Annotated in this window: 20 protein-coding genes, 1 tRNA gene and 2 pseudogenes; 9 read left to right on the top strand and 14 right to left on the bottom strand. The window is 63.6% G+C overall.

Annotation, left to right across the window (positions count from 1 at the left end):
* Positions 1 to 101 precede the first annotated feature (101 nt).
* Positions 102 to 1,346 (top strand): MFS transporter, encoded by a 1,245-nt coding sequence (locus tag AC1DXU_RS16275; protein ID WP_477370140.1) that lies wholly within the window; start codon positions 102 to 104, stop codon positions 1,344 to 1,346.
* 75 nt (positions 1,347 to 1,421) lie between these two features.
* The gene (rnd, locus tag AC1DXU_RS16280; protein ID WP_477370384.1) at positions 1,422 to 2,573 is read left to right on the top strand and encodes a ribonuclease D; all 1,152 of its coding nucleotides are present in this window, start codon (positions 1,422 to 1,424) and stop codon (positions 2,571 to 2,573) included.
* 49 nt (positions 2,574 to 2,622) lie between these two features.
* Here the strand turns inward: rnd and AC1DXU_RS16285 are convergent, their stop codons facing one another.
* From AC1DXU_RS16285 to guaB, 3 genes are read right to left on the bottom strand one after another with little or no spacing between them, the layout of a single operon-like run.
* Positions 2,623 to 3,042, bottom strand: coding sequence for an MAPEG family protein (locus AC1DXU_RS16285; protein WP_477370143.1), 420 nt, complete (start codon positions 3,040 to 3,042; stop codon positions 2,623 to 2,625).
* Positions 3,043 to 3,071: 29 nt separating this feature from the next.
* Positions 3,072 to 3,701 (bottom strand): hypothetical protein, encoded by a 630-nt coding sequence (locus AC1DXU_RS16290; RefSeq protein ID WP_477370146.1) that lies wholly within the window; start codon positions 3,699 to 3,701, stop codon positions 3,072 to 3,074.
* Positions 3,652 to 5,154, bottom strand: coding sequence for an IMP dehydrogenase (gene guaB / locus AC1DXU_RS16295; protein WP_477317177.1), 1,503 nt, complete (start codon positions 5,152 to 5,154; stop codon positions 3,652 to 3,654). The genes AC1DXU_RS16290 and guaB overlap by 50 nt, the downstream gene beginning before the upstream one ends.
* Between guaB and AC1DXU_RS16300 the strand changes: the two genes are divergently transcribed.
* Both AC1DXU_RS16300 and AC1DXU_RS16305 read left to right on the top strand, forming a co-directional pair.
* The gene (locus AC1DXU_RS16300; protein WP_477317175.1) at positions 5,141 to 5,356 is read left to right on the top strand and encodes a hypothetical protein; all 216 of its coding nucleotides are present in this window, start codon (positions 5,141 to 5,143) and stop codon (positions 5,354 to 5,356) included. The genes guaB and AC1DXU_RS16300 overlap by 14 nt on opposite strands.
* A gap of 111 nt (positions 5,357 to 5,467) precedes the next feature.
* Positions 5,468 to 6,889 (top strand): MFS transporter, encoded by a 1,422-nt coding sequence (locus tag AC1DXU_RS16305; RefSeq protein WP_477370149.1) that lies wholly within the window; start codon positions 5,468 to 5,470, stop codon positions 6,887 to 6,889.
* A 10-nt stretch (positions 6,890 to 6,899) separates the two neighbouring features.
* On the opposite strand, the gene AC1DXU_RS16310 is transcribed toward AC1DXU_RS16305, so the two are convergent.
* Both AC1DXU_RS16310 and AC1DXU_RS16315 read right to left on the bottom strand, forming a co-directional pair.
* Positions 6,900 to 7,697, bottom strand: a complete 798-nt coding sequence (locus AC1DXU_RS16310; RefSeq protein ID WP_477370152.1) for an RlmE family RNA methyltransferase — start codon at positions 7,695 to 7,697, stop codon at positions 6,900 to 6,902.
* 79 nt (positions 7,698 to 7,776) lie between these two features.
* Positions 7,777 to 9,126, bottom strand: a complete 1,350-nt coding sequence (locus AC1DXU_RS16315; protein WP_477370155.1) for a Ppx/GppA phosphatase family protein — start codon at positions 9,124 to 9,126, stop codon at positions 7,777 to 7,779.
* A gap of 271 nt (positions 9,127 to 9,397) precedes the next feature.
* On the opposite strand from AC1DXU_RS16315, the gene AC1DXU_RS16320 reads away from it, so the two are divergent.
* The 3 genes and pseudogenes from AC1DXU_RS16320 to AC1DXU_RS16330 all read left to right on the top strand — a co-directional run bounded on the left by AC1DXU_RS16320 (position 9,398) and on the right by AC1DXU_RS16330 (position 11,321).
* The gene (locus AC1DXU_RS16320; protein WP_477370387.1) at positions 9,398 to 10,327 is read left to right on the top strand and encodes a lysylphosphatidylglycerol synthase domain-containing protein; all 930 of its coding nucleotides are present in this window, start codon (positions 9,398 to 9,400) and stop codon (positions 10,325 to 10,327) included.
* Positions 10,328 to 10,474: 147 nt separating this feature from the next.
* Positions 10,475 to 10,548 (top strand) — tRNA-Gln (locus tag AC1DXU_RS16325).
* Positions 10,549 to 10,693: 145 nt separating this feature from the next.
* Positions 10,694 to 11,321 (top strand): annotated as a pseudogene (locus AC1DXU_RS16330) (hypothetical protein).
* A 32-nt stretch (positions 11,322 to 11,353) separates the two neighbouring features.
* Here the strand turns inward: AC1DXU_RS16330 and AC1DXU_RS16335 are convergent.
* Complete coding sequence (locus tag AC1DXU_RS16335) at positions 11,354 to 11,620, bottom strand: hypothetical protein (RefSeq protein ID WP_477370158.1); 267 nt, start codon at positions 11,618 to 11,620, stop codon at positions 11,354 to 11,356.
* A gap of 269 nt (positions 11,621 to 11,889) precedes the next feature.
* Between AC1DXU_RS16335 and AC1DXU_RS16340 the strand changes: the two genes are divergently transcribed.
* Positions 11,890 to 12,342 carry a cupin domain-containing protein gene (locus AC1DXU_RS16340; RefSeq protein ID WP_477370161.1) on the top strand — a complete coding sequence of 151 codons (453 nt, stop codon included), beginning with the start codon at positions 11,890 to 11,892 and terminating at the stop codon, positions 12,340 to 12,342.
* Between the two features lie 107 nt (positions 12,343 to 12,449).
* Here AC1DXU_RS16340 and AC1DXU_RS16345 read toward each other — a convergent pair.
* Positions 12,450 to 12,587, bottom strand: a pseudogene (locus tag AC1DXU_RS16345) ((2Fe-2S)-binding protein); the annotation flags it as partial.
* 150 nt (positions 12,588 to 12,737) lie between these two features.
* Here AC1DXU_RS16345 and AC1DXU_RS16350 point away from each other — a divergent pair.
* Positions 12,738 to 13,043: a hypothetical protein gene (locus AC1DXU_RS16350; protein WP_477370164.1), complete on the top strand. Its 306-nt coding sequence runs from the start codon at positions 12,738 to 12,740 to the stop codon at positions 13,041 to 13,043.
* A 51-nt stretch (positions 13,044 to 13,094) separates the two neighbouring features.
* On the opposite strand, the gene AC1DXU_RS16355 is transcribed toward AC1DXU_RS16350, so the two are convergent.
* The 7 genes from AC1DXU_RS16355 to ntrB all read right to left on the bottom strand — a co-directional run bounded on the left by AC1DXU_RS16355 (position 13,095) and on the right by ntrB (position 22,287).
* Positions 13,095 to 15,764, bottom strand: a complete 2,670-nt coding sequence (locus AC1DXU_RS16355; RefSeq protein WP_477370167.1) for a nitrate reductase — start codon at positions 15,762 to 15,764, stop codon at positions 13,095 to 13,097.
* Positions 15,765 to 15,768: 4 nt separating this feature from the next.
* Complete coding sequence (gene nirD, locus AC1DXU_RS16360) at positions 15,769 to 16,098, bottom strand: nitrite reductase small subunit NirD (protein WP_477370170.1); 330 nt, start codon at positions 16,096 to 16,098, stop codon at positions 15,769 to 15,771.
* A 66-nt stretch (positions 16,099 to 16,164) separates the two neighbouring features.
* Positions 16,165 to 18,615 carry a nitrite reductase large subunit NirB gene (gene nirB, locus AC1DXU_RS16365; RefSeq protein ID WP_477370173.1) on the bottom strand — a complete coding sequence of 817 codons (2,451 nt, stop codon included), beginning with the start codon at positions 18,613 to 18,615 and terminating at the stop codon, positions 16,165 to 16,167.
* Between the two features lie 19 nt (positions 18,616 to 18,634).
* Positions 18,635 to 19,876, bottom strand: a complete 1,242-nt coding sequence (locus AC1DXU_RS16370; RefSeq protein WP_477370390.1) for an MFS transporter — start codon at positions 19,874 to 19,876, stop codon at positions 18,635 to 18,637.
* A gap of 115 nt (positions 19,877 to 19,991) precedes the next feature.
* Positions 19,992 to 20,327: a hypothetical protein gene (locus AC1DXU_RS16375; protein WP_477370176.1), complete on the bottom strand. Its 336-nt coding sequence runs from the start codon at positions 20,325 to 20,327 to the stop codon at positions 19,992 to 19,994.
* Between the two features lie 254 nt (positions 20,328 to 20,581).
* Complete coding sequence (locus AC1DXU_RS16380; protein ID WP_477370179.1) at positions 20,582 to 21,379, bottom strand: ABC transporter ATP-binding protein; 798 nt, start codon at positions 21,377 to 21,379, stop codon at positions 20,582 to 20,584.
* An 11-nt stretch (positions 21,380 to 21,390) separates the two neighbouring features.
* Positions 21,391 to 22,287 carry a nitrate ABC transporter permease gene (ntrB, locus tag AC1DXU_RS16385; protein ID WP_477370182.1) on the bottom strand — a complete coding sequence of 299 codons (897 nt, stop codon included), beginning with the start codon at positions 22,285 to 22,287 and terminating at the stop codon, positions 21,391 to 21,393.
* Between the last annotated feature and the right edge of the window lie 7 nt (positions 22,288 to 22,294).

Here is a 22,294-nt window from a genome sequence, read left to right on the forward strand (position 1 = left end):
GGCAGACGGCGTCGCAACAAGACGCCCTGTTGGCGGATAAGCCGCTGGCAATGGCCGCACCGATGGTTCAGAAAAGCATAGCCATCCAACCGCGGTCCTTCATGTCCTCGATCCGCCCGCTGATCCCGCTCCTTCTCGCCGCCGGCATCCTGCTTGGCGGTAATGGGCTGCAGAGCACCTTGATCGCGCTGCGCGGCGCGCAGGAAGGGTTTCCGGCCTCGTCCATCGGCCTGATGGGCACCTTCTATTTCGCCGGTTTTCTGCTCGGTTGCCTCGCCGTCACCCGCATCATGAAGGCCGTCGGCCATGTGCGCGCCTTCGCGGCGCTGGCGGCGATCGCCTCCGCCGGTACGCTGCTGCTGGTCCTGGTCATCGATCCGGTGATGTGGTGCGCGGTGCGCTTTGCCGGCGGCTTCTGCTTCGCCGGCCTGTTCACCATCATGGAGGCGTGGCTTAATTCCGGGGTGGCCAACAAGGATCGCGCACGGGTGCTCGCCATCTACCGCATGGTCGACATCGGGTCGGTGACCGGCGCCCAGTTCCTGATCCCGATTTTTGGCGCCGGCGGTTTTGCCATCTTCGCCATCATGTCGATCATGATCACGCTGTCGTTGGTGCCGGTCTCGCTTGGCGACCGCTCCAACCCGGCGCCACCCGAAGAGGTCAAGCTCGATCTGGCGCGGGTCTGGCGGATTTCGCCGCTCGGCTGCTTTGGCTGCATCGCCGTCGGCGTCACCAACAGCGCTTTTCGGACGCTGTCGCCGGTCTATGCCGAACAGATCGGCATGTCGGTCGCCGACGTCGTCACCTTCGTCAGCGTCGGCATTTTCGGCGGCGCCATCATCCAGTATCCCCTCGGCTATCTCTCCGACCGCTGGGACCGGCGCCGGGTGCTGCTGATCACCACCTGCTGCGCCATGTTTGCGGCTTTGGCACTGGTGTTCGTGGCGGGCACCAACCCGACGCTGAACTTCATCATCATCTTCATCTTCGGCTGTTTTGCCATGCCGCTCTATTCGCTGTCGGCGGCGCATTCCAACGACCGCGCCGACAAGGGCGAGTTCGTGCTGATCAACGCGGCCTTGATGCTGTTCTATTCCTTCGGCGCTATTGGCGGCCCGTTCGCCGCCTCGACGGCGATGCAGTATTTCGGGCCAAGCGCGCTGTTTGTATTCAGCGCCACCGTCTACGCGATCTTCGTCGTCGTCATCCTCTACCGTATGCAGGTGCGCTCCGGCGTGCCGGCAAGCCATCGCAGCCGTTTCATCGCGCTTTTGCGCACATCGACGGTTTTCGCCCGGCTGGCGAGGCGCAGCGGCGATTCCGACGGCTCCGCGGACCCCTGATCAAGGGGCTGCGGCTTGACGAAAGCCCGCGCGGCTGAAATTGAAAGAGACCGTACCCTTGCCAAAAGCGATTTGATGCACGTCATCACCACCCAGAATGAACTCGAGACCGTTCTCGCCGCCTTCGAAAAGGCGGATTTCGTCACCGTCGACACCGAGTTCATTCGCGAAACGACCTTCTGGCCGATCCTGTGCCTGATCCAGATGGCGGCGCCGGGCGTGACGGCGCTGATCGATCCCTTGTCGCCCGACATCGACCTGAAGCCTTTCTTCAAGCTGATGGCCAATGAGGCGGTGGTCAAAGTCTTCCATGCGGCGCGCCAGGACATTGAAATCATCGTCCATCTCGGCGATCTGGTTCCGCATCCGGTGTTCGACACCCAGGTGGCGGCGATGGTCTGCGGCTTCGGCGACAGCGTCTCCTACGACCAGCTGGTGCAGCGGATCACCGGTGCCAGGCTCGACAAGTCTTCGCGTTTCACCGACTGGCGCCACCGGCCGCTGTCCGACAAGCAGCTCGACTACGCGCTGGCCGACGTCACCCATTTGATCGATGTCTACCAGCACCTCAGCGCCGAACTGGTGCGCGAAAACCGCGCCCATTGGCTGAACGAAGAGATGGAGGTGCTGACCTCTCGCGAAACCTACGATCCGCATCCCGAGGATGCCTGGAAGCGGCTGAAGATGCGGTTGCGCAAGCCGCAGGAGCTGGCGATCGTGCAGGCGGTAGCCGCCTGGCGCGAGCGCGAGGCGCGCGAGCGCGATGTGCCGCGCGGCCGGGTGCTCAAGGACGACGCCATCTACGAGATCGCCCAGCAGGCGCCGCGCGATGCGGCCGCACTTGGCAAGCTGCGCACCACGCCGAAAGGCTGGGAACGCTCGTCGACGGCAACGGCGCTGCTTGGCGTGACCGCCACGGCGCTTGCTTTGCCCAGGGAAGAGATGCCGAAGCTGCCCAAGAGTTTTCAGCCGCCGGAAGGCTCAAGCGCTGCGGCCGAACTGCTGAAAGTGCTGCTGCGCATCGTCGCCGAAAAGGAAGGCGTCGCCTCGAAGGTGCTGGCCTCCAGCGACGATATCGACCGCATCGCCGCCGAGGGCGAGGCTGCCGACGTGCCCGCGCTGCAGGGCTGGCGGCGCGCGGTGTTCGGCGAGAGCGCACTGAAGCTGGTGCGCGGCGAGATCGCCATCAAGTTCGATAAGCGCAAGATTGCGGTGTTCGACCTGTAGCGTCTGCCTCCCCTTCTCCCCCTGTGGGAGAAGGGGAGCCGGCGCCGGCTCAAACCGCTCCGAGCAGGTGCAGCGCGAACCAGATCCATGCCAGCAACAGAACCACCGCGCCCACATAGAAGGCGCGGCTGCGAAAGCGCAGATTGTTGCTGGTGAGGTGCACCCAGGCATGGGCATAGCGCGAAATCACGAAAATCCACACCAGCGCCAGCGTCAGGTAATTGACGCCATTGGTCACATGCAGCGTCAGGCATAGCACGTAGAAAAGCACCGGCAGTTCGAACTGGTTGATGAGGTTGTTGGCGACGGTGACGCTGGACGCCGGCTCGGTCGTGCGCGCCTTGTATTGACCAACCTTGGCCTCGCCTGATTTGACCGCGCCGTAGCGCCGCCGGGCCATCACAAGATAGACGAGATAGACCAGCAGAACCTGCGCCAGCATCGGCCAGAAGATCGCGGTCTGGTTCATGAAATATTCCCTGCCCTGTTAGATCTGGCTCACGCCTGACGCCGCCGCTGGCCGGCCAGGGTCAAAGCGGCAATGACGATCATCGGCACCGCCAGAAGCGCGAATTTGGTGACGATCAGCGACGAGGCGAAAGACAGCGAATCCGGATTGGCCGACAGGAAATCGGACAAAAGCCTGGCTACTGCTATGTTCTGCGCATAGTCGGCAAGCGTGTAGGGCAGCACCAGAACCAGCGCGACCAGCGATTGCAGTTGCGACGGCAAGGCGCGAAAATTCTTCAGCCGCCGCCCGGTGGCCAGGATCAGGCTGACCATGGTCAGCGACAGCAGCGCCGGGAACAAAAGGTCGAAAGTCAGATAGTGCCAGACCAGGATGATCTCGCTGCCGCGCCGGCCGAGCGCCGTCAGCCAGGCCATGCCTTCGTCCGGGGTGAAGCCGCCAAAGCGCAGGTCGAGCGACGACAGCCCGCCGCTCAACCGGCGAAAATAGAAGAACTCCATGACCGTCATGACGATGAAGACCGCCGCTGAAACCACACAGAGTGCGCCGGCATGGCGCGACAGCCGCAGGATCGTGGCCGTCAGGCCGCGCCAAAGCGCTTCCGGCTGATCAGGCTCCGCCGGGATAGTTCGGGCTTTCGCGGGTAATCGTGACGTCATGGGCGTGGCTTTCACGAAGTCCGGCATTGGATATGCGCACAAAGGTGGCGCGTTCGCGAAAGTCTGCAAGGTCGCGGCCGCCGACATAACCCATAGCGGCTTTCAGGCCGCCTGCAAGCTGGTGCAGCACGCCAGACACAGGTCCTTTGTAGGGAACCTGCCCTTCAATGCCTTCCGGAACCAGCTTCAGCGTGTCGCGCACCTCGGCCTGAAAGTAGCGATCGGCCGAGCCGCGGGCCATGGCCCCGACCGAGCCCATGCCACGGTAGGCCTTGAAGGAGCGGCCCTGATGCAGGTAGACCTCGCCCGGGCTTTCATCGGTTCCGGCCAGCAGCGAGCCGATCATGGCAGCGCTGGCGCCGGCGGCGAGCGCCTTGGCGAGATCGCCGGAATATTTGATGCCGCCATCGGCGATGACCGAGACACCCGACCGATGCGCGGTCTCGACCGCCGACATGATCGCCGACAGCTGCGGCACGCCGACACCGGCGACGATGCGGGTGGTGCAGATGGAGCCGGGTCCGATGCCGACCTTGACGGCGTCGGCGCCGGCATCGATCAGCGCCAGCGTGCCTTCCGCGGTGGCGACGTTGCCGGCCAGGATGCGCACCGAATTGGACAGTTTTTTCGCCCGCGTCACCGCGTCGAGCACGCGCTGCGAATGGCCATGCGCGGTGTCGATGACCAGAAGGTCGACGCCGGCATCGATCAGGCGCTCGGCGCGCTCGAAACCGTCATCGCCGACGCTGGTGGCGGCGGCAGCGCGCAGGCGTCCCTGCGCGTCCTTGGTGGCGTGCGGGTTGAGCTGCGACTTCTCGATGTCCTTGACGGTGATCAGGCCGACGCAATTGCCTGATTTGTCGACCACGACCAGCTTTTCGATGCGGTGCTGGTGCAAGAGCCGCTTGGCCTCGTCCTGGTCGACATTCTCCTTCACCGTGATCAAATTCTCACGGGTCATCAGCTCGTAGACTTTTTGCGCCGGGTCGGAAGCAAAGCGGACGTCGCGGTTGGTCAGGATGCCGATCAGCCGGCCGACTTTCTGGCCGCCTGTGCCGCCATTCTCAACCACCGGAATGCCTGAAATCGAATAGGTGCGCATCAGGCCGAGCGCGTCGGCAAGCGTGGCGTCGGGGCCGATGGTGACCGGATTGACCACCATGCCGGATTCGAATTTCTTGACCTGCCGCACCTGCTCGGCCTGTTCGGCCGGCGAGAAATTGCGGTGGATGACGCCGATACCGCCGGCCTGGGCCATGGCGATGGCCAGCCGCGCCTCGGTGACGGTGTCCATGGCGGCCGACAGGATCGGCACGTTGAGGTCGATGTCGCCGGCAATGCGGGTGCGGATATCGGTCTCGCCGGGCATGACCTCGGAATGACCGGGCTGCAGCAGCACGTCGTCAAAGGTCAGCGCCAGCGCGCCGGTGGACGTTTCGATGATTTTTGCCATGGCCAGTCCTTCGAATACAAAAAAGCGCTGGACCGCAATGGACAGCGCCGACTCGTTTCTTCCCTTTCAGGATTGGCGCTGGCTGGTAACACGTCGCGGCGCCGATGAAAAGCCGATGATTGCACGCTCCCGGAAAGGTGACATTTTGCCGAAAAATGCACCACCTCTGGTTGCCGGTCGCACAAACGTGACAGCAATTTAATGCGACATCTGGGCTAAGCCATGATAACCGCCCCTCATATCGGCTTGCCCCCAGTCGACGGCACGAAGAATCAAGTTCGACGACACAAAGAATCAAGTCCGGACGCGTTTTGTGAACCGCACCATTCCGCTCATCCTGGCGGTCGCCCTATTCATGGAAAACATGGATTCGACCGTCATCGCGACGTCGCTGCCGGCGATCGCCATCGACATCCATACCAGCCCGATCGCGCTCAAGCTGGCGCTGACCGCCTATCTGGTGTCGCTGGCGATCTTCATTCCAATCAGCGGCTGGATGGCCGACCGCTTCGGCGCCAAGAATGTGTTTCGCGCCGCAATTGCGGTGTTCATCGTCGGTTCGGTCGCTTGCGCCATTTCCGATTCGCTGCCGGCCTTCGTGGTCTCGCGCTTCCTGCAAGGCATTGGCGGCGCGATGATGACCCCGGTCGGGCGCCTGGTGCTGGTGCGCGCGACACCGAAAAGCGAGCTGGTCGCCGCCATGTCGTGGCTGACTGTCCCGGCGCTGGTCGGGCCGCTGGTCGGGCCGCCAATCGGCGGCTTCATCACCACCTATTTCACCTGGCACTGGATTTTTCTGATCAATGTGCCGATCGGGCTGGTCGGCATGTGGCTGGCCACCCGCTTCCTGCCGCAAACCGAAGCGACCGAGACGCCGCCGCTCGATTTCATCGGCTTCGTACTGAGTGGGCTCGCCGCCTCAGGCGTGGTGTTCGGCCTGTCCGTGGTCAGCTTGCCGGCCTTGCCTCCGATGGCCGGCTTCATCACCGTCGCCGTCGGATTGGCCTCCGGCGCCCTTTACCTGCTGCATGCGCGCCATGCGAAAAACCCGCTGCTGGCGCTCGAGCTGTTCCGCCACCAGGTGTTCCGCTCCTCGGTGCTCGGCGGCGGGCTGTTCCGCATCGGTATCGGTGCTGTGCCCTTCCTGTTGCCGCTGATGTTCCAGATCGGCTTTGGGCTGACGCCATTCCAGTCGGGCATGATCACCTTCGTCTCGGCGATCGGCGCCATCGGCATGAAATTCGTCACCGCGCTGATCTTCCGGGTCGCAGGGTTCCGCCGCGTGCTTGTTGTCGGTTCGCTGGTCGCGGCGGCGTCGATCGCCGTCAACGGCCTGTTCACGCCGGACACACCCTATGCGCTGATCCTGGCCATGCTGCTGGCCGGCGGCTTCATCCGCTCGATGTTCTTCACCGGCGTCAACGCGCTCGCCTATGCCGAGATTTCCACCGCCGACACCAGCAAGGCGACGCCGATCGCCGCCGTCTTCCAGCAACTGTCGATCGCGCTCGGCGTGGCGCTGGCCGGCGGCATTCTGGAAGTGTCGCAGACCGTCCATGGCGGGCCGCTGACGCTGAGCGACTTCCACACCGCCTTCTTCGTCGTGGCGGTGGTATCCGCGGCGGCATCGCTGTCGTTCATGCGGCTGGCACCCGACGCGGGCAACGCCGTGTCCGGGCATGGCAGACTGACGGCGCCCACGGAACTGGAGCCGGTGAGCCCGCCCGGAAACTGATGCGGCTGGCTTAGGCTTCGAGCTCTCCCAGCCCTTCGCTATCGCTCCGGGCGCTCGAAGCTTTCGAAACGTCCACTGGACGTTCCGATCCGCCTGGCGGCGCACCAGCTTCTCGCCCCTTAAAATCTTTCGCCAACAAATACAGCTCCACCGACTCATCCCGCGACGCTGGCGGTTTGACGTGATGGACCGAGCGGAAATTCTGCTTGAGCAGGGAAAGCAGCTCGTTTTCGGCGCCGCCCTGAAAGGTCTTGGCGAGGAAATGGCCGCCCGGCTTCAGCACGGCCAGCGCGAAATCGGCGGCCACTTCGCACAGATACATGGTGCGGATGTGGTCGGTCCTTTTGTGGCCGGTGGTCGGGGCCGCCATGTCGGAGAGCACGATGTCGGGTGGGCCGCCCAGCGTCTCGGCAAGCTTTTGCGGCGCCTCAGGGTCGAGAAAATCCATCAACAGCACGGGCGCGCCGGGCACCGCAGCCATTTCGAGATAGTCGATGCCGACGACATGCGGGTTCTCCGCCGTCGATTTTGTCCGCGCGGCAGCCACCTGGCACCAGCCGCCGGGAGCGGCACCGAGGTCGATGACCTTCATGCCGGGCTTCAAGAGATGGTGCTTGTCGTCGATCTCGATCAGCTTGTAGGCCGCGCGCGAGCGGTATCCGTCGGCCTTGGAGCGCTGCACGTAGGGATCGTTGATGTGGCGCTGCAGCCAGCGGCGCGACGATTCCTTCAGGCCGCTCTTCTTCTTGATCCGCGTTTTCAGCACGCGGATGCTTGCAGAGCCTGGTTTTTCCGGTTTCTTGGTCATTGGTTGATTTCTTTTTTGAGCATGATCTCTGGACAAACGAAACCGTTTGTCCGGGAAAACCGCTTCTCACTTTTCGGGATCATGCTCTGCCCCGCCCGCTGTTGCGCCAGACACCGTCGTCGGCCATCAATTCGCTCAATATGCCTTCGCGCAAGCCTCGGTCAGCGACACGCAGCCGCTCGGACGGCCACACCGCGCGGATCGCTTCCAGTATGGCGCAGCCGGCCAGCACCAGATCGGCGCGGTCGGCGCCGATGCACGGGTTGGCGACGCGCTGCTGGAAATCCCAGCCGACCAGTTTTTCGACCATGCGGTCGACGCTGTCACGGTCCATCCACAGGCCGTCGACGCGGCGACGATCGTAGCGTTCGAGGTCAAGGTGAACGCCGGCCAGCGTCGTCACCGTTCCGGACGTGCCGAGCAGATGGAATTTCGGGCTGGACAGAACGTGCGCCAGCCGATCGCGGCCGTCGAAGGCGCGCAGGCGCACCGCGACATCCTCGACCATGGCGGCAAAGATCTCGCGCGTTACTGTGCGGCCGCCAAAACGTTCGGCCAGCGAGACGACGCCGACCGGCAGCGACGTCCACGACACGATGTGGTTGGCAAGCCGCGGTGAGCGATGGCCGGTGAGATCGATCAGCGCGATTTCCGACGAGCCGCCGCCAATGTCGAACAGCACGACGCCTTGCGTGTCGCGTTCGACCAGCGAGCCGCAGCCCGACACCGCCAGCCGCGCCTCGGTCTGGCGATCAATGATCTCAAGCTTCAGCCCGGCCTCGCGTTCGACGCGGTCGAGGAACTCGACGCCGTTTTCGGCGGTGCGGCAGGCCTCGGTGGCGATCAGCCTGGCCTTCCTGATCTTGCGGTTGCGCAATTTGTCGCCGCAGATTTTCAGCGCCTCGACGGCACGATCCATCGCCGGCTGGCCGAGCCGGCCATTGGCGGTGAGCCCCTCGCCCAGCCTGACGATGCGCGAGAAGGCGTCAATGACGCGGAACTGGCCATGGCGCGTCGGCACCGCGACCAGCAGCCGGCAATTGTTGGTGCCGAGATCGAGCGCGGCAAACACCGGCAGTTCCTGCATCGGCGGCCGGTAGTCGCGCTGCTCCTGCCTTGCCGGCGGGGTTGCAGGCAATGGGGCCGCCACGGGCGTCTGGATGGCTGGAACGATAATAGCGGCTGGCGCCGAGAAGCCTGCGGGTTGATTCTCGTCGCGCGCAAAAACCTTGCGCCCGCGCCGGCGCTTGCGCCGCTTTCTCGCCTTGCCCTTCTGATGTTGGGCGTCTCCTGCCTGCCCGTCTCCGGACTGGGGACCCGCCCGGCGGTCGTGATGCCGCCCGGCGGATGGGCTTACCTGGCCTGACGGCGGCGAAGCCCTGGACACGCCCACTTCCGGCGCGCCAACGCCGGTGTCGTGGTCTTCCACTTCAGTTCCTTCCGGCACCGCGCGAACCGGGGGGCGGACGCAGCAGGCGCTTTCATGTGTTTTAAGTTGCCGCCAGAGTAACAGCGCCGGGCCGGATCACCAAGAGTGCAAGGGGCGAATTTTGCCGGCGTCAGGCAGCAGCAAGGTGTTGCCGGTTGAATAGCCGGCTTCAATAAGGCATTTCTCAAGTGAAGGGGTGAATAACTGATCACGTCTTTGCGCCCCGACCCGAAACCGAGCTGCAACGCATGACGACACTGCCATGAGGGCCATGAATTGGAGGCGCTATCTCTGGCCGGCCATCGGCATTGCGGCGGTGATTTTTTCGCTGCTGCTGCTCTGGCACGAATTGCGCGGCATCTCGCTCGACGATGTCTGGGCCGGCATCGTCGCCATCCCCACCCGTGGCTGGGTGCTGGCAGCCTTGAGTTCGGTGGTCGCCTATGCCTCGCTCGCCGGCTACGACCACATCGCGCTTCTGCACCTCGGCAAAAAGGTCTCGTGGCTGTTCGTCACCTTCTGTTCGTTCACCACCTATGCGCTGTCGCACAATATCGGCGGCTCGGTGTTTTCAGGCGCGGTGATCCGCTACCGCGCTTACGGCACCAGGGGCCTGACGGGACAGGATGTCGGCATTCTGGTGGCGATCTGCTGGATCACCTTCATGCTGTCGACGATCTTCGTCTCCGGCATCGTACTGGTGCTGGAGCCTGAGATCATCGACCGCTTTTCCGGCGCCCCACACCATGGGCTGGCGATCGCCGCCGGCCTCGCCATGCTGATCCTGGTCGGCGCCTATATCTTCGGCAGCTGGCTGCATCTCAAGCCGCTGACGATCGGCCGTTTTCAGCTGCACTACCCGGCGCTGCCGATCGTAGCGCGGCAATTGCTGATCGGCCCGATCGAGCTTTTGGCCGCAGCGGCGATCATCTTCTTTGCCCTGCCATCAGGCAATCCCGGCTATTTCGTCGTGCTCGGCGTCTTCCTGGTGTCGTTCTCTATCGCGCAGATCTCGCATGCGCCGGGCGGGCTTGGCGTGTTCGAGGTCGTCTTCCTGGCAGGCCTGTCTCATATGGATCCGGTCGGCGTGCTGGCGGCATTGCTGGTGTTCCGGCTGTTCTACCTGATCATCCCGCTGCTGATCGCGCTGGGCATCGTGCTGTTCTTCGAACGCTCGCAATTTGGGCGGGCGGAGAGTTGAGGATCGCGTCTGACGCCGGCGGCGCCTGGCGCGATTGCCCCGACAAAACACAGAGATTGAAACACAGGTCAGGCTTGACTATTTTCCGGCGGCGGCTACAAGGCACGCGCAGCTGCTTCGGCGGCCCACCAGCGCGACAGCGCCTGCTGGGGAATAGGTTAACGGTAGACCCACGGACTCTGACTCCGTTAGTCCTGGTTCGAATCCAGGTTCCCCAGCCAAAATTTATATCAGAAAAACAATGATTTAATGGGGAATCTTGACCCCGTTTCGTTTCTTGCGTCGGCGCGCTCCCCCAGAGCGAAAAAGATCGGTGGCCGCTGGTGCGTGCTAAGCTCGTGACAGATTCCAGCACGAGGCCGTTTCATGCCCACCGATAGCCAGTACATTCTCGACAGCATCAGGCAAGGATGCGTGATGCTCGCCGATTACGAGTTCGTCGTCGACAGGCTGGTGAAGTATTTCGGCAATGGCAGGATCCGCTGGCACGTCGAATTCCGCGGGCATCGCATCGAACTGACGACCGGCCAGCTCAAGAAGCAGCCGACTTTCCGTCGGAAAATGCTCGAACAGGCTGGCGTGCTCCCGCCCCAGCGTACCGGTGCGGACTACAGGCGATGGGCACTCGATCTGAGGAAGAATGCCATCGAGCTTCCCTGGCGGGACAGGCCGGTCGATGCCGGTTTCGCTATCGACAGGCTCACCAGCCACGGGGATGGGCGCTGGACGGTTGAATACCAGGGCAAGGCAATCAAGTTCACGACGACCAAACTGCGCCGGCAAGTCAGTTTCCGCAAACGCATGCTCGCCAAGGCCAAGGTGCTGCCGCCCCAACTGGACCCGATTGCCTATCGGAAGTGGATGGACTGGCTCATTCACAACGCCAGCGAGCCGCAGGCCGGTGATGCCTTGATGACGGAGAAAAGCTGGCTTGATGATCTACCAGAGCTGGCCGGCTGGCAAAAATAGAGCGCCGCCCGAAGCGATCAACTAGGGAGGCGGCCCGCTCGGTGAAGCACGATCCGCTTACATCGATATGTTCTGGGATTCGCCGTTGCTCAGCTTCATCGTTCCTTCCAAACGCCGCCCCCCAGAGATGCGCTTCAGCAAGACGGTGCCTGTCAATGCATTCGAGCACTTGACCGCAAATTCTATCGTCGTGGCTGCCGTATCAGTGACTTCACCGATGCAGTTATTTCTGCCGTAGTCCCTGACGAAAAGCACAGGTCCTTCGCCCTTGATAAAATACGCGTCTCGATAACCTTCTGGTGGTCGCATATGGGCGTTCCACATGGGTCCGCATCCGCACAAGAATGCCGCGCTGAAGATTATCATAGTCCGCTTCATCGGTGCAGCACTCCAAAGGTTCTGCGCGGTCTTAGCACAGCACTAATTTGCGTTCCGCGCTAATCCCCGCCTTCCCCACTCCGTTGGAAGCACTCGGCGCCACCACGTCCCCCGCGCGGGGGATGTGTTCAGGCATCCGCCTTGGTAGGCCCCGGCGGTTCGTGGCTCAGCCTTGATGCTTGGTGCCACGCCTAATGGAATATGGAGAGATTTTCATGCTTAGATTTGCCTCGACGCTGGCGCTGCTGCTTCTCGGCACGGCGCCCCTGTTTGCCGACGACATGCCGATGAACGCCGACAACATCAAATGGGGCCCCGCTCCTGCTGTCCTTCCCGCCGGCGCCGACATGGCTGTTATCGCCGGAGATCCTTCGAAGGACGGCATCTATGTGCTGCGGCTGAAGCTGCCCGCAGGCTACAAGATTCCCGCGCACAATCACCCGACGTCGGAATATGTGACGGTGATTTCCGGCAACTTTCATATCGGCATGGGCGACAAGCTCGACGAGGCGAAAGGCATCGAACTGACTGCCGGCGGCTTCGGCGTTGCCCCCCAGGGTATGAACCACTACGCGTGGACGACGAGCGATACGATCGTCCAGGTTCACGGCGAAGGACCCTTCGCCATCACCTACGTCAACCCGGCGGACGATCCGAGCAAAAAGTGACGGTTCGCTGTCTGGCTTTGAACAGTCGAGCGGCCGAATGCCGTTCTGATCTGCCGGGATAGCCAGATCTTAACCCCGGCCCGGTGCCGGGGTTCTTTTTCTGGAACTTACTCCGCCGCCTCCTCCCGGTTAGCCTGAATGATCCCGCGGATTTCGGCTCGGCAGGAGCCGCAATTGGTGCCGGCCTTCAGCGCCTCGCCAATGGCCTTGACGGTCGCGCAGCCCGCCGCCGCCGCTGCGGCAAGCCAAGCTGGTGTGATGCACATATATTAGCAATCAACGATATGTTAACTGGTAGGGAGCAGCCTTTCCGCATCGGGGACGAGAAACAACCTCCGATCGACGTTCCAGCGCCTATCAATGCCTGGACGTTCGACCGATGCGGAGCAAAACGCATGAGTGTCGGAACAACATTGGCACAGGTGCTGCGGATGATTCACCGTCGCGCCCTGAAAATAGCGGCGTTGCCAGACGACGAGAGAGATCCGCACTACGATCTCATCCGCCTGTCATGCTGCGGAGCCGCCGAACAGATTGGACAAAGTCCCGACAAGGCAGCTGTCACGGCAAACAGTATGGTTGAATTTACGCGCGCGATGGTTGGGATCATTGAGCTAGGCCGCGAATTAGAGGCGCGGCGAAGCGCCAATTGGTCGCTGGGCGAGGGTTCGACAGTTTGGCGGCCTGGGCGATCGCAGTAGGATGGTCGCTGGTTTTCGGGATCATGCTCTAGCAGCCCGGACTCTGCGCCCTCACTCCGCCGCCTGCACCCGGTTGGCCTGGATGATCCCGCGGATTTCGGCGCGGCAGGAGCCGCAATTGGTGCCGGCCTTCAGGGCACTCCCGATGGCCTCGACGGTCGCACAGCCCGTCCTTACCGCCGCCGCGATCTGGTTGGCGCCGACGCTGAAGCAGGAGCAGACGATGGCGCCGGCATCCGGCCGCTCGGTGCCGGCGCGGCCGGCGACGATGCGGAAGCGCTCGCGCTGGCCGGCATGGACCGCCTCAAGCTGTTCCGCCGCCCAACCACGCGACACGGCGACCGGGCCGGGTGCGACGAACAAGGCGCCCGACAGGCGTTCGCCGTCGAAGGCGGCGATGCGGTGCTGGCCGGCGTCGCGGTCGTGATAGGCGAGGATATCGGCACCCGACGCCGTGCCGAACAACGAGCCGGCGAACGCCGCCCAATCGATGTCGTCATCGGCAAAGGCCAGCTCGACGCGCCAGCCGCCCCGGCATTTGGCCACGGCCCAGTAGCTTGCGGCAACCGCCACCGGCAGTCGTTGCATCACCGCGAAGCCGAAAGCCTTGGCAGCGAACTTCTCGACTCCGGCCGCCACGTGTTTGAGCGCCGGCTGGCCGGAAATCGGATCGGTCAGCGGCGCGGTCAACGTGTCGAGCCGGCCTTTGGCCGCAAACTGGTCGGTCCAGTGCATCGGCGCGAAAAGGCTGCCCTGGCGCTGGCGGGACGTGACCAGCGCGCGGACCAGCACCTCGCCGCGCGGGCTGGAGACGCGCACGATGTCGGCATCGCCGATGCCGTAGTGCTGCGCGTCCACCGGGTGGATTTCGACGAAGGGCTCGGCGATGTGCTGGGACAGCCGCGGGCTTTTGCCGGTGCGCGTCATTGTGTGCCAGTGGTCGCGGACCCGGCCGGTGTTGAGGATCAGCGGGAATTTTTCGTCCGTGCGGGTTTCCACTGTCGGGCGGACGGCGATGAAACGCGCCTTGCGGTCGGAGGTGTAAAAATTGCCGTTGGCGAAGAAGCGGGTGCTGGAGGGGGTGCCTTGGCTCGGCGCTGGCCACTGGAACGGCTCAAGCGCTGCATAGGCCTCCCTATCGACACCGGCATAAGCACCAATATCGAAATCCCGCGCGCCGTCATTCTCGAAACCCGACAGCGCGGCGTGTTCGGTAAAAATCTCCGCCGGCGTCTCATGCGCAAACGCCTCGGCAAAGCCCATCCGCTTGCCGACCTCGGCGATGATCTGCCAGTCGGGCCGCGCCTCGCCGGGAAGGTCGAGGAACGCGCGCTGGCGCGAGATGCGGCGCTCGGAATTGGTGACCGTGCCATCCTTCTCGCCCCAGGCTGCGGCGGGCAGCCTGATATGGGCATGACGAACGGTGTCGGTGTTTGCCAGCACGTCCGACACCACGACGAAGGGGCAGGCCTTGATTGCCGCTTCGACGGCGTCGGCGTCCGGCATCGAATCGACCGGGTTGGTGGCCATGATCCACAGCGCCTTGATGCGCCCGTCGGCCACCGCTTGGAACATGTCGACCGCCTTCAGGCCGGGCTTTTGCGCGACCGCAGGCGCGTTCCAGAAGCGCTGCACGCGCTCGCGATGGTCGGGGTTTTCGATCTCCATATGCGCGGCCAGCATATTGGCCATGCCGCCGACTTCGCGGCCGCCCATGGCATTGGGCTGGCCGGTCACCGAAAACGGCCCTGCCCCGGGCTTGCCGATGCGCCCGGTGGCGAGATGGCAGTTGATGATGGCGTTGACCTTGTCGGTGCCCGACGACGATTGGTTTACGCCCTGGCTATAGACGGTGGCGGTTTTCGCGGTGGCGGCAAACAGGCTGTAGAAGCGGGTGAGTTCCTCCTCGCTCAGGCCCGTGGCGGCGGCGATTCCGGCAAGATCGAGCACGGATGCGGCAAAAAGCGCTTGCCCGAAGCCGGTCGTGTGCTCCGTGAAATAGGCGCGGTCGAGCGCGTTGTGCTGGCCGAGCCAGGCGAGCAGGCCGGTGAACAAAGCGACGTCGCCATCCGGCGCGATCGCCAGATGCATGTCGGCGATATCGGCGGTCATGGTGCGCCGCGGATCGACCAGCACGATCTTCATCTCAGGCCGCTTTTCCCGCGCTGCTGCGATGCGCTGGTAGAGCACGGGATGGCACCAGGCGAGATTGGAGCCGACCAGTACGATCAGGTCAGCAAGCTCCAGATCCTCGTAATTTCCCGGCACGGTGTCGGAGCCGAAGGCGCGGCGGTGGCCGGCAACCGAAGAGGCCATGCAGAGCCGCGAATTGGTGTCGATGTTGCCCGAGCCGATAAAACCCTTCATCAGCTTGTTGGCGACGTAATAATCCTCGGTCAGCAGCTGTCCCGAAACATAGAAGGCGACCGCATCCGGACCGTGCTCGGCGATGGTTTGCGAGAAGGTCGAGGCGACGCGGTCGAGCGCCTCGTCCCAGCCGGCGCGGCGTCCACGGATTTCGGGATAGAGTAGCCGGCCGTCGAGGTCGATGGTCTCGGCAAGTGCGGACCCCTTGGAGCAGAGCCGGCCGAAATTGGCCGGATGGTCAGGATCGCCGCGGACGGACACCTGCCCGTCCGCGGCGACCTTCGCCAGCACGCCGCAGCCCACCCCGCAATAGGGGCAAGTGGTCCTCACCTCGCGTGCTGCGTCGATTTCCATGAGTTCAGGCCGCGCGGCTGGCCAGCGCTTCCAGCGCAATGAACAGATGCTCGCCTTCGATCCTGACCGGAATGGTGCGCACCGCGCCCTCGTCGGCGCCGAGCGCCTTGCCCGTTTCCAGTGAGATGACCCAATTGTGCAAGGGACAGGTCACCGCCGTGCCGTGGACGATGCCCTGGCTGAGCGGCCCGCCTCTGTGTGGGCAATGGTCGTCAATGGCATAGACCTGATCGTCCTGCGTACGGAAGACGGCGATTTTTCCTTCGGGCGTGGCGACGCAACGGGCGCCGCGGCGCGGAATGTCCGAGATGGAGCCGATGGCGATCCAGTTCATGTGCTCCATCCTTCTTTGCGCGTGTTCTTGGCCGAAAACCGGTTTCCACTTTTCGGGAACACGCGACTACTCCGCCGCCTGCGCAAAACCGACCGAAGCCATCGGCCGGAATTCGTGCTTGTCCTTGCCGGAAACGCGTTCCGACCACGGATCGACCTGGGCGAATTTCTGGCTGAAGACGAAGCGCTCGTAGTAGGCCTTGCGCTTGTCGGCATCGTCCATGATCTGGCGCTTGATCTCGGGGATGCCGATGCGCTTGGCCCATTTGTAGATGCGCTCGAGATAGCGGCCCTGCTCGCGGTACATCTGCGTCAGCGCCACGATATGTTCCAGCGCCTCGTCTTCGGTCTTCACCAGTCCGAGCACCTCGGTGCCCTTGATGTCGAGGCCGGCGGCACCGGCGAAGTGGATCTCGTAACCACTGTCGACGCAGATGACGCCGACATCCTTGCAGGTCGCCTCGGCGCAGTTTCGCGGGCAGCCCGACACCGCCATCTTGACCTTGGCCGGCGTCCACGAGCCCCACATGAATTTCTCGATGCGGACGCCAAAGCCGGTCGAATCCTGCGTACCGAAGCGGCACCAGTCCGAGCCGACGCAGGTCTTCACCGTGCGCAGGCCCTTGGCGTAGGCATGACCGGAGACGAAGCCGGCCTGGCCGAGATCGGCCCACACCGCCGGCAGGTCTTCCTTGCGGATGCCCAACATGTCGATGCGCTGTCCCCCGGTGACCTTGACCATCGGGATTTCGAACTTGTCGACGACATCGGCGATGGCTCGCAGTTCCGCGGCATTGGTCACCCCGCCCCACATCCTGGGCACCACCGAATAGGTGCCGTCCTTCTGGATGTTGGCGTGGACGCGCTCGTTGATGAAACGCGACTGGTAGTCGTCGGCGTAGTCGTTCGGCCAGTCGCAGACGAGGTAGTAGTTGAGCGCCGGCCGGCATTTGGCGCAGCCGCAGGAGGTCTTCCATTCCAGCTCCTGCATGACGGCGGGAATGGTCTTCAGGTGCTTCGCCTTGATCAGCCGGCGCACCTCGTCATGGCCGAGCGTGGTGCAAGAGCACATCGGTTGCACGGCGGCGGGGTTGTACGTGTCGCCGAGGGTCAGCACCATCAGCTTCTCGACCAGCCCTGTGCAGGAGCCGCAGGAGGCGGACGCCTTGGTGTGGGCGCGCACATCGTCCAGCGACGTCAGGCCCTTCCCGGTAATCGTGCCAGTGATCTTTCCCTTGCAAACGCCGTTACAGCCGCAGATTTCCGCATCATCCGGCAAGGCTGCAACGGCCGCCATAGGGTCCAGGGGGGCACCCCCCTGGTATGACTGGCCGAAGATAAGCGTGTCGCGCATCTCCGATATGTCGGTCTGCTTTTTCTTGAGGTCGTTGAACCAGGCGCCGTCGGCCGTCTCGCCGTAGAGCACGGTGCCGATGATGCGGTCGTCCTTCAGCACCAACCGCTTGTAGACACCGGCCGAAGCGTCGCGCAGCACGATTTCCTGGCGGTCGTCGCCATCGGCGAAATCGCCGAGCGAGAACAGCTCGATGCCGGTGACCTTGAGCTTGGTCGGCGTGTCGGAATGGACGAAGGCGGCAGCCTCGTCGCCGGCCAGTTGGCTGGCAGTGACGCGCGCCATCTCATAGAGCGGCGCGACAAGGCCGTAGACCATACCGTTGACCTCGGCGCATTCGCCGAGCGCGAAGATATCAGGATCGTTGCTGCGCATGCCGGCATCGACAACGATGCCGCGATTGACAGCAATGCCGGCCTCCTTGGCGATTGCGGCGTTCGGCCGGATGCCGACCGCCATGACCACCAGCGTCGCCGGGATGATGGTTCCGTCGGCAAGTTCCACCTGCTCGACCTTGCCGTTGCCCGTGATCGCCTGGGTGTTGGCCTTGGTGATGACCTTGATGCCGCGTTCTTCAACGGCGCGCTGCAGGAGGTAGCCGGCGGCGGGATCGAGCTGGCGCTCCATCAGCGTCGGCATGACATGCAGCACGGTCACGTCCATGCCTTGCGCGTTGAGGCCAGCCGCGGCCTCCAGTCCGAGCAGGCCGCCGCCGATGACCACCGCCTTGGCCCTGGACTGGGCAGCAAGCATCATTGCGCGGACGTCGTCCAGATCGCGATAGGTCAGCACGCCGGGCAGATTGTGGCCCGGCACCGGGATGATGAACGGCACCGAGCCGGTGGCGATGACCAGCTTGTCGTAGGGCTCGGTCACGCCATGATCGGAGGTGACGGTCTTTGCCTGCCGGTCGATGGCGACGATCTTGTGGCCCTTGTAGAGGGTGATGTCGTGCTTGATGTACCAGCCGTCGCCATGGATGATGATCTCTTCATAGGCCTTTTCGCCCGACAGAACCGGCGACAGCATGATGCGGTCGTAGTTCACGCGCGGCTCGGCGTTGAAGATGGTGACCTGGTAGCGCCCAGGCGCCTTTTCCAGGAGATGCTCCAGCATGCGCCCGGGGGCCATGCCGTTGCCGATGATGACGAGTTTCTCGGTCATGTCTTGATTCACTCCGGTCTCACTCAGCCGCGTAGGAAAGGCCTGAGGTTTCGGCAGACGCCGTGCGCTCCATCCGCCGGATGGAAAAATGCATCCAGGCAAAGCAGGTGACGACAATGACGAAGAGCAGCATGAAGCAGCTCGACCAGACGCCGGTGAGGTCGTTGAGGGCGCCGAAGGCGATCGGCAGGATGAAGCCGCCGAGCCCGCCAATCATGCCGACCACGCCGCCGACCGCGCCGACACTCAGCGGGTAGTAGGCCGGGATGTACTTGTAGACGGCGGCCTTGCCAAGGCTCATGAAGAAGCCAAGCACACAGGCGACGGCGATGAAGGCGAGCGGGCCGATCTCGAAATGGAAGGCGATCGGCCCGCTAATGCCGCGCACGACGTAGTCTGCCGAGGGGAGAGACAGAACGAGAGTCGCAACGGCACTGACAGAGAAGGTCGAGTAGAGCACGGTGCGGGCGCCGATCCGGTCGGAAAGCACGCCGCCATAGGCGCGAAAGATGCTCGCGGGAATTGAATAGGCCGCGCCGATCATGCCGGCGGTCGCGAGCCCGAAGCCGTAGACGCCGATCAGGTAGCGCGGCAGCCACAGCGACAGCGCCACGAATGCACCGAAGGCGAAGAAATAATAGAAGGCGAAGCGCCAGACCTGCAGGTTCTTGAGGGGCGCGAATTCCTGCAAGAAGCTTCTCGCGGGCGCTGCCTTGCCGGCGCGGCGCTCGCGGATGACCGGATCGTCGCCGGTCGTGAACCAGAAGATGGCGGCCATGACGACGAGCGCTGCCGCCCAGATCAGCGCGACCGACTGCCAGCCCCAGGAGAGAAGCACGAACGGTGCCAGGAACTTGGTGACCGCGGCGCCGACATTGCCGACACCGAAAATGCCAAGCGCCGTGCCCTGCTTGCCGGCGGGGAAGAAGCGCGAGACATAGGCGACGCCGACGGCGAAGGAACCACCGGCAAGCCCGACGCCGAGCGCGGCGACCAGCATCTGTCCGTAGGTGTGCGCAAAAGCCAGCAGGAAGGTCGCGACCGCCGCCGCAAGCATGGTCGCGGTGTAGACCAGTCGCCCACCAAAGCGGTCGGTCCAGACGCCAAGCACCATGCGCACGAGCGAACCGGTGAGGATCGGCGTGCCGACCAGCAGGCCGAACTGCGTCTCGTTCAGCCCAAGCTCCTGCTTTATGCGCACGCCGATGATTGAAAAGATCGTCCACACCGCGAAGCAGACGGTGAAGGCGATGGTGGACATCACAAGCGCCTGCCGGGGAGCACTGTCCTGGCTGGGCGCGGCTGGGAGATTTGCGGTCAATGTCTGGCTCCGGTTTGCGGCGTGGGAGGCACCGCGGGTGTTTGTGGGTGAATGATCAGCGGCGCGGCATCGGTGCGTGCAACGAGACCGGGCCGGCCACGGTCAGGTCCTTGCTTTCGGTCTTGGCGCCGACGGGAAACAAAAGGAGTGCCGCGGTGAACAGCGCCGCCGTCAGCGCGCTGCTGGCCAGAAAATCACGGCGCGTGAAATCCGCGAGGGACGCGCCAGTTCCGATCCGTTTCGTCATCGTCGTCTCCGGTTGGGCGCCGCCTGGGATCAGCGCCGTCGATTGCGTCAAAACAAAAAAAGCCGCCGGCCAGATCTCCCCGCGCCCGTCCATCCGGGATCGCGTATTGACCTGAGCGGCAGCTTTGCCTGTGGCGCCCGTCATTGGACGCCGTGTCACGTGGCCCTTGCGGACCTGTATTCCGAAAAGCAGGAAGCGTGCCAGTTCGATTTCACTCTGGATTATCGAATGAAATCAATGCGAATCGCAGCCGAACAACTTTTGACCGCGCCCGGCAGCGGATCAAAGATTAGTCAGAATGCCTTGCACAGCAGCATAATATTTGTGCAATGCGGTAGACTGCCCATTGCTGATGCAGATCACAATTGCCGATGATGGCACGCTTTTCGGTCATGGCCTTACTCCGCGGCTTCGACGAAGCGGTGGCGTTCGTAGAGGAACTTCAGCACCGCCTCGCGGCACCGCAGAAAGGTGCGGTCGGACGAGAGCTCGACACGCCGGCGCGGCCGGGCCAGCGGCACAGCAAGCACCTCGCCGATGGTCGCCGCCGGACCGTTGGTCATCATGACGATGCGGTCGGATAGGAGCACCGCCTCGTCGACATCGTGGGTGATCATGATCGTCGTCGATCCGAGCCTGGAATGGATGTCCATCACCGCGTCCTGCAGATGGGCGCGGGTCAGTGCGTCGAGCGCGCCGAAGGGTTCGTCGAGCAGCAGGATCTTCGGCTCCATGGCCAGCGCCCGGGCAATGCCGACGCGCTGCTTCATGCCGCCTGATATCTCCGCCGGGCGCTTGTCCTTGGCATGCGCCATCTGCACGAGGTCGAGATTGCGCATGATCCATTCATGCCGCTCGGCCCGGCTCTTGCTGCGGCCAAAGACCTTGGACACCGCCAGATTGATGTTTTCGTAGACGGTGAGCCACGGCAAAAGGCTGTGGTTCTGGAACACCACGGCGCGTTCTGGTCCCGGGCTGTCCACTTCCTTGTCTTCGAGCAGCACGGCGCCAGCGGAGACCTTGGTCAACCCGGCGATCAAATTGAGCAAGGTCGACTTGCCGCAGCCGGAATGGCCGATGATGGAGACGAATTCGCCCTTGTTGATGGCCAGCCTGATGTCTTTCAGCACCTCGCTGACCTGGCCGCCACGGGCAAAGGATTTGTCGATATGGTCGAGTCTCAGATAGGCCGTCATCGCCCCTCTCCTCACTTTGCCGTTGTGCCGCGGGTGACGAAGGCGCCGACGCCTGCGACCAGGCGGTCGAGGCAAAAGCCGGTGACGCCGATATAGGCGAGCGCGACGATGATGTCGGGCAGCCGCGACGAGTTCCAGGCGTCCCAGATGAAGAAGCCGATGCCGACGCCGCCGGTCAGCATTTCAGCGGCGACGATGGCGAGCCAGGACAGGCCGATGCCGATGCGCAAGCCGGTGAAGATGTAAGGGGCCGCCGCCGGCACCATGATCTTCACGAAGAATTCGAGCTGGTTGAGCCTCAGGATGCGCGAGACGTTACGGTAGTCCTCGGGGATGTTGCGCACGCCGACGGCAGTGTTGATGATGATCGGCCAGATCGAGGTGATGAAGATAACGAAGATCGCCGACGGGCTGGAATCGCGGAACGCCGCCAGCGACAGCGGCAGCCAGGCCAGCGGCGGCACGGTGCGCAGGATCTGGAACACCGGATCGAGGCCACGCATCGCCCAGATCGACTGGCCGACCAGCGCGCCGAGCGCAACGCCGACGATGGCCGCCAGGCCAAAGCCGATGGCGACGCGCTGCAGCGAGATCAGCACCCGCCAAGCCAGCCCGATATCCTGCGGACCGTTGTTGAAGAACGGATGCGCGATCAGATCGTAGGCCTCGTTCCAAACCTGGCTCGGCGGCGGCAGGCTTGCGGTGGGCGACGAACAGGCAATCTGCCAGACGACCAGCATCAGGGCGATGACGATGACCGGTGGCACCAGCGCGCTCGCCAGTCTGCCGGCGATCGCCGCCAGGTCGAAGCGGCGTCTCGCCTTGGCGGTGAAGGTGATCACCTCGGCGGGCTTTGCCGGCGCGGGGAACGTCTTCACCTTGGTGTCCTCGATGGTTTGGATGGACATGTTTTCG

The organism is Mesorhizobium sp. P3_A10 (assembly GCF_056403175.1).

What these genes read in the sequence shown, in the direction of transcription:
- AC1DXU_RS16370 (WP_477370390.1), bottom strand. Translation starts at nt 19,876, where the DNA reads ATGTCCACCATCGCCTTCACCGTCTGCTTCGCGGTGTGGACGATCTTT.
- AC1DXU_RS16320 (WP_477370387.1), top strand. Translation starts at nt 9,398, where the DNA reads ATGAATTGGAGGCGCTATCTCTGGCCGGCCATCGGCATTGCGGCGGTG.
- AC1DXU_RS16340 (WP_477370161.1), top strand. Translation starts at nt 11,890, where the DNA reads ATGCTTAGATTTGCCTCGACGCTGGCGCTGCTGCTTCTCGGCACGGCG.
- AC1DXU_RS16335 (WP_477370158.1), bottom strand. Translation starts at nt 11,620, where the DNA reads ATGTGGAACGCCCATATGCGACCACCAGAAGGTTATCGAGACGCGTAT.
- nirD (WP_477370170.1), bottom strand. Translation starts at nt 16,098, where the DNA reads ATGAACTGGATCGCCATCGGCTCCATCTCGGACATTCCGCGCCGCGGC.
- ntrB (WP_477370182.1), bottom strand. Translation starts at nt 22,287, where the DNA reads ATGTCCATCCAAACCATCGAGGACACCAAGGTGAAGACGTTCCCCGCG.
- AC1DXU_RS16350 (WP_477370164.1), top strand. Translation starts at nt 12,738, where the DNA reads ATGAGTGTCGGAACAACATTGGCACAGGTGCTGCGGATGATTCACCGT.
- AC1DXU_RS16290 (WP_477370146.1), bottom strand. Translation starts at nt 3,701, where the DNA reads ATGACGTCACGATTACCCGCGAAAGCCCGAACTATCCCGGCGGAGCCT.
- rnd (WP_477370384.1), top strand. Translation starts at nt 1,422, where the DNA reads ATGCACGTCATCACCACCCAGAATGAACTCGAGACCGTTCTCGCCGCC.
- AC1DXU_RS16310 (WP_477370152.1), bottom strand. Translation starts at nt 7,697, where the DNA reads ATGACCAAGAAACCGGAAAAACCAGGCTCTGCAAGCATCCGCGTGCTG.
- AC1DXU_RS16285 (WP_477370143.1), bottom strand. Translation starts at nt 3,042, where the DNA reads ATGAACCAGACCGCGATCTTCTGGCCGATGCTGGCGCAGGTTCTGCTG.
- AC1DXU_RS16355 (WP_477370167.1), bottom strand. Translation starts at nt 15,764, where the DNA reads ATGGAAATCGACGCAGCACGCGAGGTGAGGACCACTTGCCCCTATTGC.
- nirB (WP_477370173.1), bottom strand. Translation starts at nt 18,615, where the DNA reads ATGACCGAGAAACTCGTCATCATCGGCAACGGCATGGCCCCCGGGCGC.
- AC1DXU_RS16380 (WP_477370179.1), bottom strand. Translation starts at nt 21,379, where the DNA reads ATGACGGCCTATCTGAGACTCGACCATATCGACAAATCCTTTGCCCGT.
- AC1DXU_RS16275 (WP_477370140.1), top strand. Translation starts at nt 102, where the DNA reads ATGTCCTCGATCCGCCCGCTGATCCCGCTCCTTCTCGCCGCCGGCATC.
- guaB (WP_477317177.1), bottom strand. Translation starts at nt 5,154, where the DNA reads ATGGCAAAAATCATCGAAACGTCCACCGGCGCGCTGGCGCTGACCTTT.
- AC1DXU_RS16375 (WP_477370176.1), bottom strand. Translation starts at nt 20,327, where the DNA reads ATGACGGGCGCCACAGGCAAAGCTGCCGCTCAGGTCAATACGCGATCC.
- AC1DXU_RS16300 (WP_477317175.1), top strand. Translation starts at nt 5,141, where the DNA reads ATGATTTTTGCCATGGCCAGTCCTTCGAATACAAAAAAGCGCTGGACC.